Source organism: Bradyrhizobium sp. 26S5, assembly GCF_036923295.1.
In the GTDB taxonomy this organism is placed as follows: Bacteria; Pseudomonadota; Alphaproteobacteria; order Rhizobiales; family Xanthobacteraceae; genus Bradyrhizobium; species Bradyrhizobium septentrionale.
In genome coordinates this window covers 8,375,309-8,391,655 of sequence record NZ_CP145948.1, presented here as the reverse complement: position 1 = coordinate 8,391,655, position 16,347 = coordinate 8,375,309, and the positions used below count along the sequence as shown (strand labels likewise).

The 16,347-nt window shown below is 62.6% G+C and carries 12 protein-coding genes and 1 pseudogene; 9 read left to right on the top strand and 4 right to left on the bottom strand.

Annotated features, from left to right (window positions below):
- Positions 1-32 precede the first annotated feature (32 nt).
- The 3 genes from V5279_RS39750 (at position 33) to V5279_RS39740 (ending at position 4,094) form a co-directional block, all read left to right on the top strand.
- Entirely contained in the window at positions 33-1,118 is a 1,086-nt protein-coding gene (locus V5279_RS39750; RefSeq protein ID WP_338692298.1) for an FUSC family protein, read from the top strand.
- Between the two features lie 212 nt (positions 1,119-1,330).
- The gene (locus V5279_RS39745; RefSeq protein ID WP_338692297.1) at positions 1,331-2,761 is read left to right on the top strand and encodes an MFS transporter; all 1,431 of its coding nucleotides are present in this window, start codon (positions 1,331-1,333) and stop codon (positions 2,759-2,761) included.
- Positions 2,762-2,780: 19 nt separating this feature from the next.
- Positions 2,781-4,094 (top strand): alpha-amylase family glycosyl hydrolase, encoded by a 1,314-nt coding sequence (locus V5279_RS39740; RefSeq protein ID WP_338692296.1) that lies wholly within the window; start codon positions 2,781-2,783, stop codon positions 4,092-4,094.
- A gap of 244 nt (positions 4,095-4,338) precedes the next feature.
- Here the strand turns inward: V5279_RS39740 and V5279_RS39735 are convergent, their stop codons facing one another.
- Together V5279_RS39735 and V5279_RS39730 are read right to left on the bottom strand one after the other, a co-directional pair.
- Entirely contained in the window at positions 4,339-5,493 is a 1,155-nt protein-coding gene (locus tag V5279_RS39735) for a patatin-like phospholipase family protein (RefSeq protein ID WP_338692295.1), read from the bottom strand.
- An 88-nt stretch (positions 5,494-5,581) separates the two neighbouring features.
- A pseudogene (locus V5279_RS39730) lies at positions 5,582-5,755 on the bottom strand (3-hydroxybutyrate dehydrogenase); the annotation flags it as partial.
- A gap of 168 nt (positions 5,756-5,923) precedes the next feature.
- Between V5279_RS39730 and V5279_RS39725 the strand changes: the two are divergent.
- Entirely contained in the window at positions 5,924-6,823 is a 900-nt protein-coding gene (locus V5279_RS39725) for a LysR family transcriptional regulator (protein WP_338692294.1), read from the top strand.
- 34 nt (positions 6,824-6,857) lie between these two features.
- On the opposite strand, the gene V5279_RS39720 is transcribed toward V5279_RS39725, so the two are convergent.
- Positions 6,858-7,565: a peroxiredoxin-like family protein gene (locus tag V5279_RS39720; RefSeq protein WP_166308028.1), complete on the bottom strand. Its 708-nt coding sequence runs from the start codon at positions 7,563-7,565 to the stop codon at positions 6,858-6,860.
- Between the two features lie 197 nt (positions 7,566-7,762).
- On the opposite strand from V5279_RS39720, the gene V5279_RS39715 reads away from it, so the two are divergent.
- The 4 genes from V5279_RS39715 (at position 7,763) to V5279_RS39700 (ending at position 11,592) form a co-directional block, all read left to right on the top strand.
- Positions 7,763-8,257 carry a DUF302 domain-containing protein gene (locus V5279_RS39715; protein WP_338692292.1) on the top strand — a complete coding sequence of 165 codons (495 nt, stop codon included), beginning with the start codon at positions 7,763-7,765 and terminating at the stop codon, positions 8,255-8,257.
- Between the two features lie 40 nt (positions 8,258-8,297).
- Complete coding sequence (locus V5279_RS39710) at positions 8,298-9,659, top strand: NAD(P)/FAD-dependent oxidoreductase (protein WP_338692290.1); 1,362 nt, start codon at positions 8,298-8,300, stop codon at positions 9,657-9,659.
- Between the two features lie 126 nt (positions 9,660-9,785).
- Positions 9,786-10,277: a cupin domain-containing protein gene (locus V5279_RS39705; RefSeq protein WP_338692288.1), complete on the top strand. Its 492-nt coding sequence runs from the start codon at positions 9,786-9,788 to the stop codon at positions 10,275-10,277.
- Positions 10,278-10,386: 109 nt separating this feature from the next.
- Entirely contained in the window at positions 10,387-11,592 is a 1,206-nt protein-coding gene (locus tag V5279_RS39700; protein WP_338701647.1) for an MFS transporter, read from the top strand.
- A 124-nt stretch (positions 11,593-11,716) separates the two neighbouring features.
- Here the strand turns inward: V5279_RS39700 and V5279_RS39695 are convergent, their stop codons facing one another.
- Positions 11,717-13,231 carry an ATP-binding protein gene (locus tag V5279_RS39695; RefSeq protein ID WP_166302651.1) on the bottom strand — a complete coding sequence of 505 codons (1,515 nt, stop codon included), beginning with the start codon at positions 13,229-13,231 and terminating at the stop codon, positions 11,717-11,719.
- Positions 13,232-13,576: 345 nt separating this feature from the next.
- Here V5279_RS39695 and V5279_RS39690 point away from each other — a divergent pair, with 345 nt between their 5' ends.
- Positions 13,577-16,342: an SUMF1/EgtB/PvdO family nonheme iron enzyme gene (locus V5279_RS39690; protein WP_338692286.1), complete on the top strand. Its 2,766-nt coding sequence runs from the start codon at positions 13,577-13,579 to the stop codon at positions 16,340-16,342.
- Positions 16,343-16,347 lie beyond the last annotated feature (5 nt).

Sequence of the window (16,347 nt, the reverse complement as noted above, 5' to 3'; positions counted from 1 at the left end):
CGCCGTGGCCGGGTGAAGCCCAGCGGATCGCCATGTTGAATGACAGGTACAAGGCCCGCGCAAAGGCTCACCTCGGCGAGGCGCTTCGCTGGAATGCGGAGACCGAGATCGAATTCGGTGAGGGTATCGTTGCCGGCCTCGGCTTCGTCGGACCGATCATACTCGCGGCCATGCTCGGAAACCTGTCGCTTGGTCTTGCCGCCTCCGCCGGCAGCCTGCCGATTGCACCGCAGGCGGCCGGACGCGGCGCGGGCGAACAGGCCCGCGGCATTGCGCCCGCGCTGTTGCCAACGATCGGTGCGGCGGGCCTTGCCGTTGCCCTGACCGACGCAGGCTGGGCAGGACGGATCCTGGTGGTTTTGCTGGCGGTTGGCGCGGCGATCGTCGGCGGTTACAGCCGCACCGCCGCCATCGTCACCACGCGCTTCACCCTGTTTCTCATCATCACGCTGAGCCTTGCCGCAACGATGTCCCACCGCCTGCTCCTGATGCTGCTGCTCACCGGTGGCGCGGTCTGGACGGCGCTGCTCTGGCTGCTGTTCGGTATGTTCGCGCGGACGATGCGGGGCAGTCAGGTGGTGGAGGAAGTCCGGCCGTCTTCGACAAGGGCGGAGAAGTTCGCGCGCTGGTCGGCGTCGATCCGGCAATTCTCCGGTCTGCAATATGCGTTGAAGCTTGCGTTCTGTCTCGCGGCGGCCGCGCTGATCGATATCGCCTATCCCGGCCATCACCTGCACTGGATTTCGTTGACCGTCGTCCTTCTTGCTCAGCGACGCACCGACCTCATGCCGGTCAAGATCACCCAGCGTGCGCTCGGCGCCGCGCTCGGAGGGATCGTTGCCGGCCTCGGCGTCGCGGCCCATCCGCCCGTGGGGCTCCTGATTGCCGGCATTGGATTGATCGCCGGCACACGCCCGCTGCTGAAGATGCGCCACTACCTCTCATACTCGGCGATGATGACGACACTGATCGTGCTGATGATGGATTTCGAGCAGCCGCTCGAAGCATCGGTGCTGGTGGAGCGGACGATCGCGACGCTGATCGGCGGTGGCCTCGTCATTGTCGCAAACCTTGCCGGCGAGCGGATCGCGACACGGCTCGCACGGCAACAGCCATGACCGGACTGAGCAAGATCTCCGGGCCGACGGGTATTTCCATATCCATGGAAGTGCACGTACGTCCCGCGCAGATGAGGCGGTTCGCGATCAGTGACGATAGGATCGATACAATGGCCGGCATTGGTCACCTGGTTTGTGGTGCCTGATCGCAATGAGCCCGTCGCAACAACCGCGCGTGACCGGAGCAGTCACGCCACAGGGAAACGCACCGGATGTCTGAAGATGTTATCGCCGTATCGCGACCTGCCACGGCCGCGAGCTCTGGCTCTCGCGCCTTGACGCTCAGCGCGTGGTCCTGGATCGGCTACGAGGCGACGCGGATCCCGTATCTGGTTCTGCTCAAGATCTACATCTTTGCGCCCTATGTCAGCAAAGTCATGATCGGCGATCCCGTGCTCGGTCAGACGCTGTTTGCCCGATACGGCTTTGTTGCAGGTCTGGTCGGAGCCGTGACAGTGCCGTTTCTCGGCGCCTCGCTCGACCGGATGGGCCCGCGAAAGCCGTGGATCACCGCCTGCATCCTGATCTCGCTGCCGCTGCTGGTCAGCCTGTGGTGGGCGAAGCCGGACCGCAGCGCACTGTCGGTCCATGCCGTGCTGGTGATCGTGATGGCGCTCAATCTGCTGTTCGTCTATTCCGAGATCCTGCATAACGCGATGCTGGGACCGGCGGTCGGGATGTCGCGGGTTGGCCGCTACTCTGGTGTCAGCCTGGGTGTCGCAAATCTCGTGTCCGTCGCCATCATGACGTTCCTGTTGTGGGGATTTGCCCTTCCCGGGCAGTTGCATTGGTTCGGGGTCCCTGACGCGCCGCTGTTTGGATTGTCGCAGGCAAGCCACGAGATGGAGCGATTGATCGGGCCTCTGATCGCAGCGCTCGCCTGCGCCGGTCTGTTCATGCTCCTTCGCTTCACCATCGACGCGCCGGCATCGGGCGAGACTTTTTCGAGGGCCGTGCGCCTCGGCTCGAGGGACGTGTTCGCCCTGATCGCCGGTCTGCGAAAGCAGCCAGATCTGCTGAAATTCCTGATCGCCCGGACCCTCTATGCCGACGGCTTTCACACCCTTATCATCTTCGAAGGTATCTATGCCTCGGGTGTGATGGGATGGCACGGCTTCAAGCTGCTGAGTTTTGCCGTCGTCAAGATCGCATTCGCCGCTCTCGGTGGCTTGCTGGCGGCAAGCCTGAACGCGCGACTTGGCACGCGCCGCGCCATCATCCTTCAGATATCGATTACGGTCGTTCTGTTGGTCATGGTCCTCGGCACAACGCCGGACCGGATGATCTTTTTCTGGCCCCATGACCCGGCCGCGCAGCCGCTGTGGAACGGCCCGGTGTTTCGAACCCTGCCCGAGGTCGCCTTCATGCTGCTGTCAGGATCGATGACGGCGTTTGCGGTGGCCTCGATCGCGTCGGGGCGCGCCATGATCATTCAGATCGTGCCACCGATGCGCGTCGGCTCCTATTTCGGGCTGTTCGGCCTGACCGCCAGCACGACGGTGTGGATCGCCCCGATGCTGGTCGGTATCCTGACGGCGCGCTTTCAGTCCCAGGCCGTCGGTCTCGCTCCGATCGCCGTGCTGTTGACCCTCGGCGCGATCGGCATGCTCTTCGTCAAGGGTGGCGACCGGCTTGAGGAGTGAGCGTGGCGCGGGTGGTCGGGTGAGCAACTGGATCAAGCACGCCGTCTGGTGGCATGTGTATCCGCTCGGCTTCGTTAACGCCGAACGCGAGGCCGGCGCGTGCGCCGGTGTCATGCATCGCCTCGACCACCTTGTCCGGTGGCTCGATTACGCCGTGGAGCTCGGCGCATCCGGTATCCTGCTGGGCCCGATCTTTGCCTCGTCGACCCATGGATACGATACGATCGATCACCTCCTGATCGACAGGCGGCTTGGGGACGACGCGGACTTCGATGCATTGGTCGCAGCAGCCCGTCGCCGCGGCCTGCGCATCATCCTGGATGGTGTTTTCAATCATGTCGGCCGCGAATCGCCGCGCTTCCGGCGCGCCGTCGCCAGCGGTCCGCTATCGCCGGATGCATCGTGGTTTCGTCTGACCTGGCCGGCGGACGGAAGGGAGCCCGATTGCGCGACCTTCGAAGGTCACCACCAGCTTGTGACGCTCGACCATGACGAACCCGCAGTCGCCGACTATGTCATCCGGGTGATGAATCACTGGCTTGATCGCGGTGCCGATGGTTGGCGCCTCGACGCGGCCTATGCTGTCCCGCGGCAATTCTGGAGGCACGTCTTGCCCGCGGTTCGCGCGCGGCATGCCGACGCCTATATCTTCGGCGAGGTGATCCACGGTGACTACGCCGGCTTCGTCGACGAGACCGGTGTCGATGCGGTCACGCAATACGAGCTTTGGAAGGCGATCTGGAGCGCCCTGAACGATCGCAACTTCCATGAGCTCGCATGGGCGCTCGCGCGGCACAATGCGATGATCGACCGGTTCGTGCCGCAGACGTTCATCGGCAATCACGATGTCACGCGGATCGCGAGCCAGGTTCTGGACGAACGGCATATCCCGCACGCGCTGGTCATTCTCATGACCTGTGGCGGCACGCCCTCGATCTACGCCGGTGACGAACAGGCGTTCCGCGGGATCAAGGAGCGCCGTGCCGGAGGTGACGACGCGATCCGCCCAAGCTTTCCGGCGGCGCCAGCCGAACTGGCGCCATTCGGCTGGCCAACATACCGGCTGCATCAGGAGCTGATTGGACTGCGGCGGAGGCATCCATGGCTCCATCGAGCGAAGTCCCGTATGGTCGCGCTTCGCAACACGGACATTGTCTTGGAAGCATTCGATGAAGGCAATCGGCTATGGGTTGCTCTGAACCTGGCCGACGCGGCGGTCGGTCGTACCGTCGATTCCGGCGTCGACAGGCTCGCAGGATCAGGCGCGGTGCGCAGGACGGGCGTCAGGACCGAGCTTACGCTGCCACCGCATGGGTGGGCTATCCTGGGTTAGCGACAGTTTGCTGGGCAGGCTCCGCAAAATGCAAGCTTGTGCTATGCCCGCTCACCGCTTCAGCAGACGAAACTCCATTTTCCGATGGGCTCGCGATGCCTAGGCGACCGCCTGAAATAGCAATTCGAGATGGTTGCATGTCCCGCAACCAAGTTAGTGAAAAATCCCAGCAATCCGAAAGGTTTGTTGGGGTTGTTTTTTGACCTCGCGTCGGCGCTCACGGCGCTGTCTTCTGGAACGCGCCTCACTCCGCTGCGACCGGCATCAGCTCCATTTGTTCATGCAGGATAACGGCTGAGAGCGGATCAAATTCGCCCGTCCACGGAGCGTGTTCGAGGGCTGCCGCGGTGTGCGAGTAGCCTGCGTCCCAGCGTTGCATGATGCCGCGCGGGCTGAAATCGATGTCCTTGGTATGGGTTTCGCGATCCAACTGCGGCGCAAGCAGACGCACGACGTGCATGCGCGTTTGACAGCCGTAACCGATCAGCTCGCGCACCTCGGGAGTGTTGCGTTCGCTGTCGGGGAGCCGTTCGGCCAGCTGGTTGATGATGTGACGCAACCGATGCGCCTGCTGCTGGCGCGCGATGTGGCTCATGATGCGGCTAGAATATTGCACATCCTTGTGCCGATTCAGCGCCTCCGCCATCGTCGTCGGCTCGAGACCGGCCGGATTCCACAGGTGGACGGCGAAGATCAGCGAGTTCTTGCGGGGATTGTCGTCGAACACGACTTCGGTCGGCGTGTTGGACAGAATACCGCCGTCCCAATAGAGTTCGCCGTCGATGCGGATGGCGGGAAACGCCGGTGGCAAGGCGCCGGAGGCCATGATGTGCCTGATGGTGAGTTCGCCGTCGCGGCTGTCGAAATAGCGCATCTGGCTGGTCCGCACGTGGGCGGCCCCGATCGTAAGGCGGGGCGAACAGCTGTTGAGCAAGTTGACATCGACGAGTTCGCTCAGGGTCTGCTCGAGTGGCGCGGTCGAGTAATAGCCGGCCCGTTCGGCACCCAACGGATAGCTGTCACCCGCCTGGGCCAGAGCATTTGGCCGGAAGAAGCCCGGAATTCCGTGTGTAATGGTCGCCCAGTAGGTCAGCCGCTCATTGAAGTCGGGAAAGGCGGTGCGGATATTCCAGACGGGATTTTGCTCCATCCGCTTCCAGAACTCCTTCAGTCTCGAAACCCGGTCCTCGACCCGATTGCCGGCGATAAGGCTGGCATTGATGGCGCCGATCGATGTACCGACGATCCAGTCGGGCTCGATGCCCGCCTCGTGCAAGGCTTGGTAAACGCCGGCCTGGTACGAGCCCAAGGCGCCGCCGCCCTGCAACACAAGCACCACCTGGCCGGGGAGATCCTTGGCGAGCGATTTGAGGCGTCCCGACGAAGTCCTGTCCTGCATGTCCTGCTCCCATTTGAGCCCGGTTTAATATTCGCAAGCGCACCCGGCTTTGTTACCGGCGTTGTCTTAATGTGCCGTCGTCGTTGATCCTGGCGATCTCGGCTGCGACTCCGAAGCCATTGAGCATCACGTTTGCGCCCACCGCGGCATGCGCGCGGGCGATGCCGAGTCCGATCCCGCTGGTTGAGCCGGTCACCAGGGCTGCCCTGCCACAGAGTATTCTGGCGTCGACGGTGGCGTGCGATTTGACCTGGATATTCATCTTCTGAAATCCCGCTTGCATCGTCGGCAGTGTCCGACGGTCGCCAAAATCTGCATCGCTAAACGCATTTGCGGAAATGCCTTTTGGCTTCCAAAACCATAGGTGTGCGCTATGGCCGCCTTGGCCCTCAATCGGCTAGACTGCTGACCGGATCAGGGGAGTTCGACCATGGAAATGCATCAGGTTCGGTATTTCCTCGCGGTCGCGCGCACGCTCAATTTCACGCGTGCGGCTGATGAGTGCAATGTCACCCAGCCATCGCTGACGCGGGCGATCAAGCAGCTCGAGTTTGAGCTTGGCGGCGACCTGTTTCGCCGCGAGCGTCCGGCCGGATTGACCGAGCTCGGTCAGCGCATGCACCCCTTGCTGAAACAATGCTACGAGGCCGCCGTCGGTGCGCGCTCGCTCGCCTCGTCGTTCAAGAGCGGCGAGATCGGAGCGCTCAGGATCGCGCTCACCCACTCGATCGATCTGTCCCTGCTGATTCCCTTCCTTGATCAGATCAAGCGCCAGTTCAATCGACTGGAATTTCGCTTTCTCCGTGGCAACGGCCGCGAAGTCGGGGAAATGCTAAAGAAAGGCGACGCCGAGCTCGGCATCGCGACTGAACTCGACCCGGATTGGGACCGGCTCGACGCCTGGCCGCTGTTTACGGAGGACTTTCGACTCGTCGTCAACGCTGACCACCGGCTTGCCGGGCGAGATGGGATCGACCTCGATGATCTGCGTTCCGAGCAGCTCTTGTCTCGCGGATATTGCGAGCATGCCTCGCGCTTGAATGCCGTCCTGCGGGAACACGGCGTAGATGTCGATCACTGTCATGAAATCTCGAGCGAGCGCGATCTCATTGCGCTGCTGGAGGCCGGTATCGGCGTCGCGATAGTTCCCGACACCTCACGGATACCGCGGACGCTCAAGCGTGCTTCGGTCGAGGGGCTCGATGCGCGACGCGCGGTCAATCTTTATGGCGTTGCTGGCCGCGAACGCACCGCGGTGGCATCTGCCGTGATGCGTATGCTGCGCGGTTCCGACTGGCGGCAGTTTTTGGAGAAGAGCGCTGCCGCATGAGAGCATGAGGCGCGCGCGGGTCGCCTGGACGAGCCTACCTCGCATCCCTTAGAGCTGCGAGCAGATCCTCGATCGCCATGCGGCGCCGGAAGTCGGGATCGACAAAGCGCGCCTTGACCATGCCGTCGCGCCCGATGACAAAAGCCGCCGGAATCGGCAACACCCAACCGTCGTTGCCATGAAAGCTCGCCATGTCGAGATAGGAGAGCAGACGCTCAATCTCTGCGCCGAGCCAGATCGCCAGATTGAGCGACAGCGAATAGCCGTTGTCGAGATCGGTCAGCACCGGAAACGGTGCGTCCGACTCGGTCTTGAATTTAACTGCATATTCCTGCGTTTCGGGCATGATGGCGACGACGTCCGCGCCCAGGGCCTTGATGCGGTCATAAGCCTTGATCACAGCCCTGACATTGAGCCGGCAATAGGGGCACCAATGGCCGCGGAAGAACATCACGGCCATGGGACCCCGCTCGAGCAGAGACGGTAAGGCAACCAGGCGACCGCTGTCATCGGGGAGGAGAAAAGATGGCATCGGCTCGCCGGGACGCGGCGCGTTTTCTCCACCGCCATTCTCGTTGATCCTGACGACGAGGCGGTCGACGGCATCGCCATAGGCGGGAAAGATCTCCCGACCTGCCTCCGCATAGGCCTGGAGCTGCTCTTTGAGAGTGCCTTCCATCTCCCGGCAGCGCTCAAAGGCGAGCTTGAGCCGCTCGGCGTCGGCTGGCGAAAGCGATGTCATCCCTTGCTCCGGCATGTCGGACCTTCACAAAGTAAGTTCCCACGTAAACTCCCCACAAGGGGCGTTTTCTCTCTGCCAGCAGCATTGCACGAAGCACAATAGCATTGGGCTATCGATACCAGAGCGGGCCGGCATTTCATTTCGGAAGCTCAAGCGGTGATTCTGTCGCGGAAACCGCCTACCCGACAGGAGCGTCCATGTCCCGCCACAACACCTTGCGCCTCGGCAAATTTGGCACCTTTCTCGTCTTGATGCTTCTCTGGGCCTCTGCGGCGCCGATCGATGCCAGGATCGAGCGCAGCAACGGCATCGTTCGCGTCAAGAGCGCCGTTCCGATGTCCGAGGCAATCGTCCGGATCAAGGCCGATATTGCCGCAAAGGGCATCAAGTTCGTTGACGAGATCGACCAATCGAAACTCGCCGCCGCCGCTGGAATCAAGCTACGTCCTTCCACCCTGCTTGTCTTCGGCAATCCGCCGCTCGGCACGCAATTCATCACGTCCAATCCCGATGCAGGGCTGGACTGGCCGGTCCGCCTGCTGCTGACGCAGGACGACAACGGTGACCTCTGGGCGGTCTGGACCGATTTCGCCTGGATCGCGCGACGTCACAACATCCGGGATCGTGACGCCCAATTCGACATGGCGACGGTGGTCGTCAAATCGATCACCTCTACCATCACTGCCAAATGATGGCCCGACAATTTCCAGTCGCTGACGAAGGAAGGGGCCGATGAGCGCTCAAGAATACGACGTCGTGATCATCGGCGGCGGCAATGCCGGGATCGGCGTGACCGGCCCGGTCCGGCGTGCGGGATTGTCGGTCGCGATGATCGAAGCGCTCGACCTCGGCGGCACCTGTCCGAACCGCGGCTGCACGCCCAAGAAGGTGTTGGTCGCCGCCGGGCAGGCCCTTCACGACATCGAGCGCGCCGACGTACACCGGATTTCAGTAGGCCGACCAAAACTCGACTGGGCAGCCCTGATCGCGCGCGAGAAGGACATGATCAAGGACATCCCGGAAAACCTTGCGCGCGCCATGGCGCGGCGCGACGTTGAGGTGATCAAGGGGTACGGCACCTTCGTCGGACCGGACACCATTCGAGTCGCGGATCGCACGCTTCACGCCGGCCACATCGTGATTGCCGGAGGGTCAAAGCCCCGGCCGCTGTCCATTCCCGGCGCCCGACACATGGTGACCTCGGACGACATGTTGCGCGAAAGCAAGCGCCCCGACTCCGTGATCTTCATCGGCGGCGGCGTGATCTCTCTCGAGTTCGGCCATGTCTATGCGCGAGCCGGCAGTTCGGTCACGATCCTGGAGGCGCTGCCGCAACTCTTGCCTGCGATTGACACCGATGCGGTAGCCAGGCTCCAGGCGGAGAGCGAGCGTATCGGGTTGCAGATCAGCACGGGTGTTGGAATCGAGCGTATCGAGGAGAGTGGCGGCCGGTTTCGCGTTGTCTTTACTCACGAGGTCATCGAGAAAGCGGCCGAAGCAGACTGGGTCGTCAACGGCGCGGGCCGCATCGCCGACGTCGATGCGCTCGGTCTTGCCGCCGGCCAGGTCGATCACGACAACGGCCGCATTGCCGCCGACAGCCATCTGCGCTCGATCTCCAATCCGCGCGTCTATATTTGCGGCGATGTCGTTCCAACCTCACCGCAGCTTTCGCCGATCGCGACTTACGAAGGCGATCTGGTCGGCCGCAATATCGTCGATGGACCGAAGCACAGCCCCGACTATGCCGCCATCGCGACCGCGGTCTATACCGTTCCCGCCCTTGCCGCCGTCGGCTTGACCGAGGCCGCTGCAAAAGCCAAGGGTCTGCCGGCGGAAGTCCATGTCAACGACATGCAGGAGTGGTTTTCGGCGCGAACCTACGCCGAAACTGTCGCCTGGTCGAAGATCATCGTCGATCGTGACAGCGACCGCATCCTCGGTGCCCATTTCGTCGGCCACGCCGGTCACGAGCTCGTCAACATCTTCGGCCTGGCCATGAAGTTCGGCATCCGCGCAAGCGAGCTTCGCGAGCACGTCTACGCCTACCCGACCTTCGCTTCCGACATCAAGCACATGCTCGGCCACGCGTGAGCCGCATAGCCCACCGCTATCGACTCAACAGCCAACCGGCATTTCCAGAAGTAAACGCTCTGCGCGATGCTGATGACATGCCGGCCAGCCTTTCGGAGCCGCGACAACAAGCAAGGAGACCACGACATGTTCAAAGACATCGCAACCTCGCGCAAGATCTGGCAAGCTCTCGGCGTCGCCGGCGCTATTGCCGTTTCGCTTGCGACATCGCCCGCCGCTTTCGCCGGCGAATGTCCCGCCGACAAGATGAAGCCCAACGCCCGCTCGATGGTGGACTACAAGCCGGTCGGCGTCGCGGACGTGACGCTTGGCTCCATCGAGCTTGGCAAGCAGCCCGCGCATATCGAGGGCCGCGAACTGCGCTTCCGCAGACTGACCATCGAGCCTGGTGGCATCGTGCCCTGGCACAGCCATGACGACCGGCCGGCGCTGATCTTTGTCCAGCAGGGCGAGATCGTGGAGTACGCCAGCAACTGCGTCGATCCGATCGTGCACAAGGCCGGCGACCTACGACCGGAGGTCTTCGGAACTTCTCATTGGTGGAAGAACCTCGGCAAGGAGACCGTCATTCTCTATGTCGGCGACCTCCGCAAGGATCCGGCCGACCACAACATGTAACGAGTGCCGACCCCCACGCCTCGTTACCGGATGTGACGGCCGGGACTCCCGTGTTGGCCCCGCACGCCCGGGCGTCACATCCCCCTTTTCCATCACCGGAGTTATCGCCATGACCGACATGCCGATGGAAACGGCGAAGGCAATGCAAGCGCACGGTCATTCGCCCGGCGTAGCGATGCGATCTCTGCTGATCGGCCTCACCGCATTCCTGACCGTGGTCGATCTGTTCGCGACTCAAGCGATCCTGCCGGCTCTGACGCGGCATTACGGCGTAACGCCCGGAGCGATGGGCTTTGCGGTCAACGCCAGCACGATCGGCATGGCCGTCGCAGGGCTGGTGGTCGGGTCGTTTAGCCCGCATATCGACCGCAGGACGGGCATTCTGGCAAGCCTGCTTCTGCTCGCGATCCCGACAGCCCTGCTTGCGGCGGCGCCGAACCTGGCCGTCTTCACCATTCTTCGCATCATGCAGGGTCTCTGCATGGCTTCGGCCTTCACGCTCACGCTCGCCTATCTCGGAGAGCAGTGCAGCGCGATGGATGCCAGCGGCGCCTTCGCGGCCTATATCACCGGGAACGTCGCCAGCAATCTGATCGGGCGCCTCGTCTCGGCGACTGTGTCGGACAATCTGGGCCTGGCGACGAATTTCTATTTCTTTGCCCTGCTTAATCTCGCAGGCGCGCTGCTGGTCTATTTCACCATCCGGCGCGTCCAGCCCATGCGAGCGATCGGTCCGGCACAATCGCCGCTTTCGGCCATGGCCGAGCATTGGCGCGATCCCGCCTTGCGCGCCGCTTTTGGCCTGGGCTTCTGCGTCTTGTTCGCCTTCATTGGCACCTTTACCTACGTCAACTTCATCCTGGTCCGCGCTCCGCTGTCGCTCGGCATGATGGGGGTGGGCCTTGTCTATTTCGTATTCCTGCCCTCGATCGTCACGACGCTGCTGGCGGGCAAGGCCGTGGCACTGTTTGGCATGCGTTCCTCGCTTTGGGGCGGTCTTGCAATCGCGATGCTGGGTTTGCCGCTGATGCTCTCGTCGCATCTGGCGGCTGTGCTCGCCGGGATGGTGCTGGTCGGGGTCGGCACCTTCTTTGCACAAGCCTGCGCCACCGGCTTTGTCGGGCAGGCGGCACGAACAAACCGCGGGGTTGCCAGCGGCACCTACCTTGCCTGCTATTTCTTCGGCGGCCTGGTCGGCAGTGCTGTGCTTGGCCAAGTGTTCGACCAATTCGGATGGGTCGCCTGCGTTGCAGGCGTCGGTGCGGCCCTTGCGGCGGGTAGCTGCCTTACCGCCAAGCTTCGGCTGCGAAGCTAGCAGGTGCGCTCCAAACGGACCCCGATCTCTCGACCGGAAGAGAGGAAAAGGCCCGCCTCTCGGCGGGCTTTTTCGTGTTGAACGGCACGTCTCGATCGTGGGCTTCGCTGCTTGACCGATTGGATCACAGGGTTGAGCTGTTATACGCCGCTTCCGCCGTCGCCTCATCCGCATTCGGATCGGCCGCCGCCGTCGCCCAGGCGAGTTCGACGAGGGTCACGGTCCGTCGGCCGGCGCCGTCGAGCTGGCAGACGATCAGGCCCTGTTCCTCGATATAGGTCAAAAGATGCCGGGCGCGGCGCAGCGAGTGGGTGCCGTAGGCGCGGGCGATCGCGGCATCGCTCGGGCAGGGCCAGCCTTCCTTCGCGGCGCGGGCGATCATCATGAAGACGCCCTGCATGTCCTCGGGCAGCAGCGCGGCGCGCATCGAGACATCCTGCCACGCGTCGTCTTCCGCCATCTCGGTGCCGAGCCCGGCGCGGGCGCGCGTCAGCATGCGGCGGAAATCGGTCAGCTCCGGCACGACAGCACCGAGCCCTTCGATGCGGCAGCGGACCACGAACTCCTGATAGAGCACGCCGATGGCGCGGAAGCCGGCATCGGGTTCGGCGAGGATGGCGCGCAGGATGCGGTCCAGCCGTTCCCGCCGCTCGGCCAATTGCTCGGCGCTGAGTGGTTGCTCCGCGGCTTCGGGATTTGGCTCCGGCGCTGGCTGCTTGGCGGCCATCAGCTGGCTGAGCAGGTCCGGCGACGGCGCCCGGCGCTGTGGCCGCACGGTCTCGGGCGGCGGCGCTGCCAGGATGATGGCGCGCGCGTCCTTCAGTGCGGCTTCCGGCAGCGGCATCAGCCGCGGTGCCGCGTTGCGCGGCTGCGTATCCGTTGGACCGATGCGCAAGCCGAGCGGACGGCGCGAGAGCGCAGGCCCGAGCGCCATGAATTGGCCGCGCTCGAGGTCGCGGAAGGCTTCCGCCTGCCGCCGCTCCATGCCGAGCAGGTCGGCGGCGCGCGCCATGTCGATATCGAGGAAGGTGCGGCCCATCAGGAAGTTGGACGCCTCGGCCGCGACATTCTTGGCGAGCTTGGCGAGCCGCTGGGTTGCGATGATTCCGGCAAGGCCGCGCTTGCGGCCGCGGCACATCAGGTTGGTCATCGCGCCGAGCGAGAGCTTGCGCGCCTCGTCGGTCACTTCGCCCGCAACCGCCGGCGCGAACAGCTGCGCCTCGTCCACCACCACCAGCATCGGATACCAGTGGTCGCGGGGGACCTCGAACATTCCGCCGAGGAAAGCTGCCGCCCGCCGCATCTGGTTCTCGGCGTCGAGCCCTTCGAGATTGAGCACGGTGGAGACGCGGTGGATGCGCACGCGCTCGCCGGCGACCTGCAGGCTGCGCTCGGTATGGTCTTCGGCGTCGATGACGAGGTGGCCGAAGCGCTCGGCCAAGGTGACGAAGTCGCCTTCGGGGTCGATGATGGTCTGCTGCACCCAGGGCGCGCTCTGTTCCAGCAGCCGGCGCAGCAGATGGGATTTGCCGGAACCCGAATTGCCCTGCACCAGGAGGCGCGTGGCCAACAGCTCCTCGAGGTCGATGGCCGCCGAAGCGCCGGCCGTCGTTTGTCCCATCTCGATCGCTACGGTCATCTGCCCCGACTCAAATCATCCTTGCGGAGACGCGGCTTAACAAGCCGATCGCGCCCCGTCGAGCGAACCGCGACATCATCCCCAGGCGCGGCCGGGACGTCGACCCATCTTCGAAAGGGTTGCGCTCGGATGCCGCCGCCAGGTCGAAGCCGACGATATGAGCTCGCAGGTCGCGAGCAGAAGTCCGAAATCAATTGTACGCAGGCACCTTTGTCGGTCGGCGAGACAACAGGGAGCCTCAGACGTCGCCACTGATCGGGGAAATCACAGTCTTTACGCACACTGTTTTAGAGGTACAACTATATAGCGAATACACCCAGAGCAGTCGCTCCAAGGGAGGTGCAGGTGCAGCGCTGGTTCATCAGTTATCACTCACCGGAACGCCCGCTTGCCGAACGCATCAAGGAGAGGATTGAAAGGCACGATGCGAGTGCCAGCATTTTTTTTGCCCCGGCAAGTATGCGGGCCGGAGGATTCTGGACCAACCAGCTTGCGCAGGAAATCGCTACTGCAACCGCTTTTGTTCTGGTCTTGGGAGAGTGCGGAATCGGGCCATGGCAAGTGCTGGAATACGGTGAAGCGCTCGATAGAAAGGTAACGCATGACGATTTGCCGATTATCGTTCTGTTGCAGGAGGGACAGACCGCGCCGGGACTGCCGTTCCTGCGAAGACTGCATTGGATTGTGAGTGCGGATCTATCGTCGCAAGCCACCATAGCACTGTTGTTTGGAGCAGCCGCAAACTCCGCCGAAACCCCGGAAGCCCTCTGGCGCTACACGTCTCCATATCGAGGCCTTTCCGCGATGGAGCAAAAGGACAGCGACTATTTCTTTGGCCGTGCCAAGGAAACAACTCAGGTCCTTCGATCCTTGCACAATCATCCGGACAAGGTGCCAATTCTGCTCGGTAACTCTGGAGTTGGAAAGTCGTCTGTAGCCCAGGCGGGGGTGCTCGCTGCGATGGTCAGGCAGCGGTGGCCGGAAGAGAGCGCTGAAGCATGGCCAGCCAGCTTCAACAACAGCCGGCGCTGGTGCGTCTTGTCGCTTCGGCCGGGCGCCACGCCGATCAAATCGCTGGTCGAAGCATTCCTGGCGACCTGGCAACTGGATGGCACAACGACCGATTGGCCCGATCGTCGGAAGCTATGGATCGAGAAGCTGCTTGAGGAGAAGCTCGATCTGCAAGACCTGATCGACCAGACCTGCCGTCGATATGTCGAATTGAACCAGGCCCCACCTGCGTCCTTCTTTCTCTACGTCGATCAAGGTGAAGAGTTGTATTTGCGTTCGGACCCCAAGCAACGTCAATGTTTCTCGAAATTGCTGGAAAGGGGAGTTGTCGACGGACGTATCCGTGCCCTCATGAGCATGAGATCGGATTTCCTGGGCGAACTGCAGAGCGACGCTTCTCTGTATCGGGCTCATATTCAGATCAACGTTCCTCCTCTTCGGGAAGATCAGCTTCTTCAGGTGGTCGGCGGGCCGGCCAAATTGCTCTCCGCCCGCTTCGAGAGCGATACCCTGCCTGATGATCTTGCAAAGCGCGCTGCCGATGATTCGATAAAGGATGCCGGCGCCTTGCCGCTCCTGTCATACCTGCTCGACGGAATGTGGAAGCAGATGGTTGAGCGCGGCGACGGGATCCTCCGGCTTCCGCACCAGTCGATCGATCTGGGACGTGTCTTGGTGGATCGAGCCAATCTGTTCATTTCGTCCAATCCGGGGTCGGAAGACGACCTCCGTCGAATCTTTACACTCCGGCTTGCAACGGTTCGCGAAGACGGCGAGCCGACGCGCAGGCGCGCGTCCCGCTCGGAATTCTCGGATGCCGAATGGCGCCTGGTTACTCAACTTGCAAACGATCCATATCGGCTGTTGAGTACCTTTACCCCGGAAATGACGACCACTGCGTCCGAGCCGCAGGACGGGGAGCGCGTTCTCGGCAGAAGTTTCTACGCCGAGGTCGCTCACGAAGCGATCTTTCGGAGATGGGACAAGCTTCGCTCGTGGATTTCATCGGAACGAGAGTTCTTGACATGGCGGACGGGACTTGAGCTGGCGCGTCGCGCGTGGGATTCCGCGCCTTCCGACTCCAAGGATGAGGCTTTGCTCCTTGGCCTGGCGCTGAAGCAGGCTCTCACCTGGTTGGCTAGCCGCTCGGAGGATATTCCCGTCAAGGATCGCGAGTTCATCACGCGCAGCCGAAACTCCCTGAGATCACGAAGGCTTCGTGCGCAAGCGGCACTCGTCGGGACGGTGGCGCTGATACTTTCGGCCGTTGGCTTGTGGGAATACGGCAGGAGCGAATACCTGACGACCATAAGGGAGGCTTACTTTCGATTTACGAAGGCATCAGCAAAGACCGATCAGCAAGTCCTCTCACTGGACCGAGGGCAGCCATTTGCGGACTGTGCCGGTTGTCCGGAGATGGTCGCGATACCGGTCGAGTCATTCTTGATGGGGGCGCCCGGAACGCAAGGCCTTGCTCGCGAGCATCCCCAGCACAAGGTATCCCTTACAAGGCCGTTCGCCGTCTCCAGAAACGAGATCAGCTTTGATGAATGGAATCTCTGTGTTGCGAATGGCGACTGCGAGCCGCGTCATGGCGCATGGGAGGACGGCAACCGGCCGGTCATCAACATCACCTGGAATGACGCAAAACGATACGTGAGCTGGCTTTCGCGGGTTACCAGGCAGCGATATCGACTGCTCTCGGAGGCCGAATGGGAATACAGCGCGCGCGCCGGGGGGCAAGGCCTCTTTTCCTTTGGCAACGACGATGACGCGCTTCTGAAGCTATATGCCTGGTACGATGCCAATTCGGATGGGCGCACCAATCCCGTGGGCAGCAAAAAGGCCAATGCCTTCGGCCTGCACGACATGCATGGAAATGTCGCCGAATGGGTCGAGGATTGTGCCTTCTATGAATACTCCACGAAAGAGCGGGACGGCTCGCCATGGGTGGCGGCGAATTGTGGCAAGCGGGTGATACGCGGAGGATCCTGGCGCTACGGACCGTTTGCGCTAAGGTCGGCGGCACGTGATTCCGCAGGGATCGATACATTCGATGACGATCGCGGGATGCGTGTCGCGCGTGATCTGGCCGATTGAAGCGT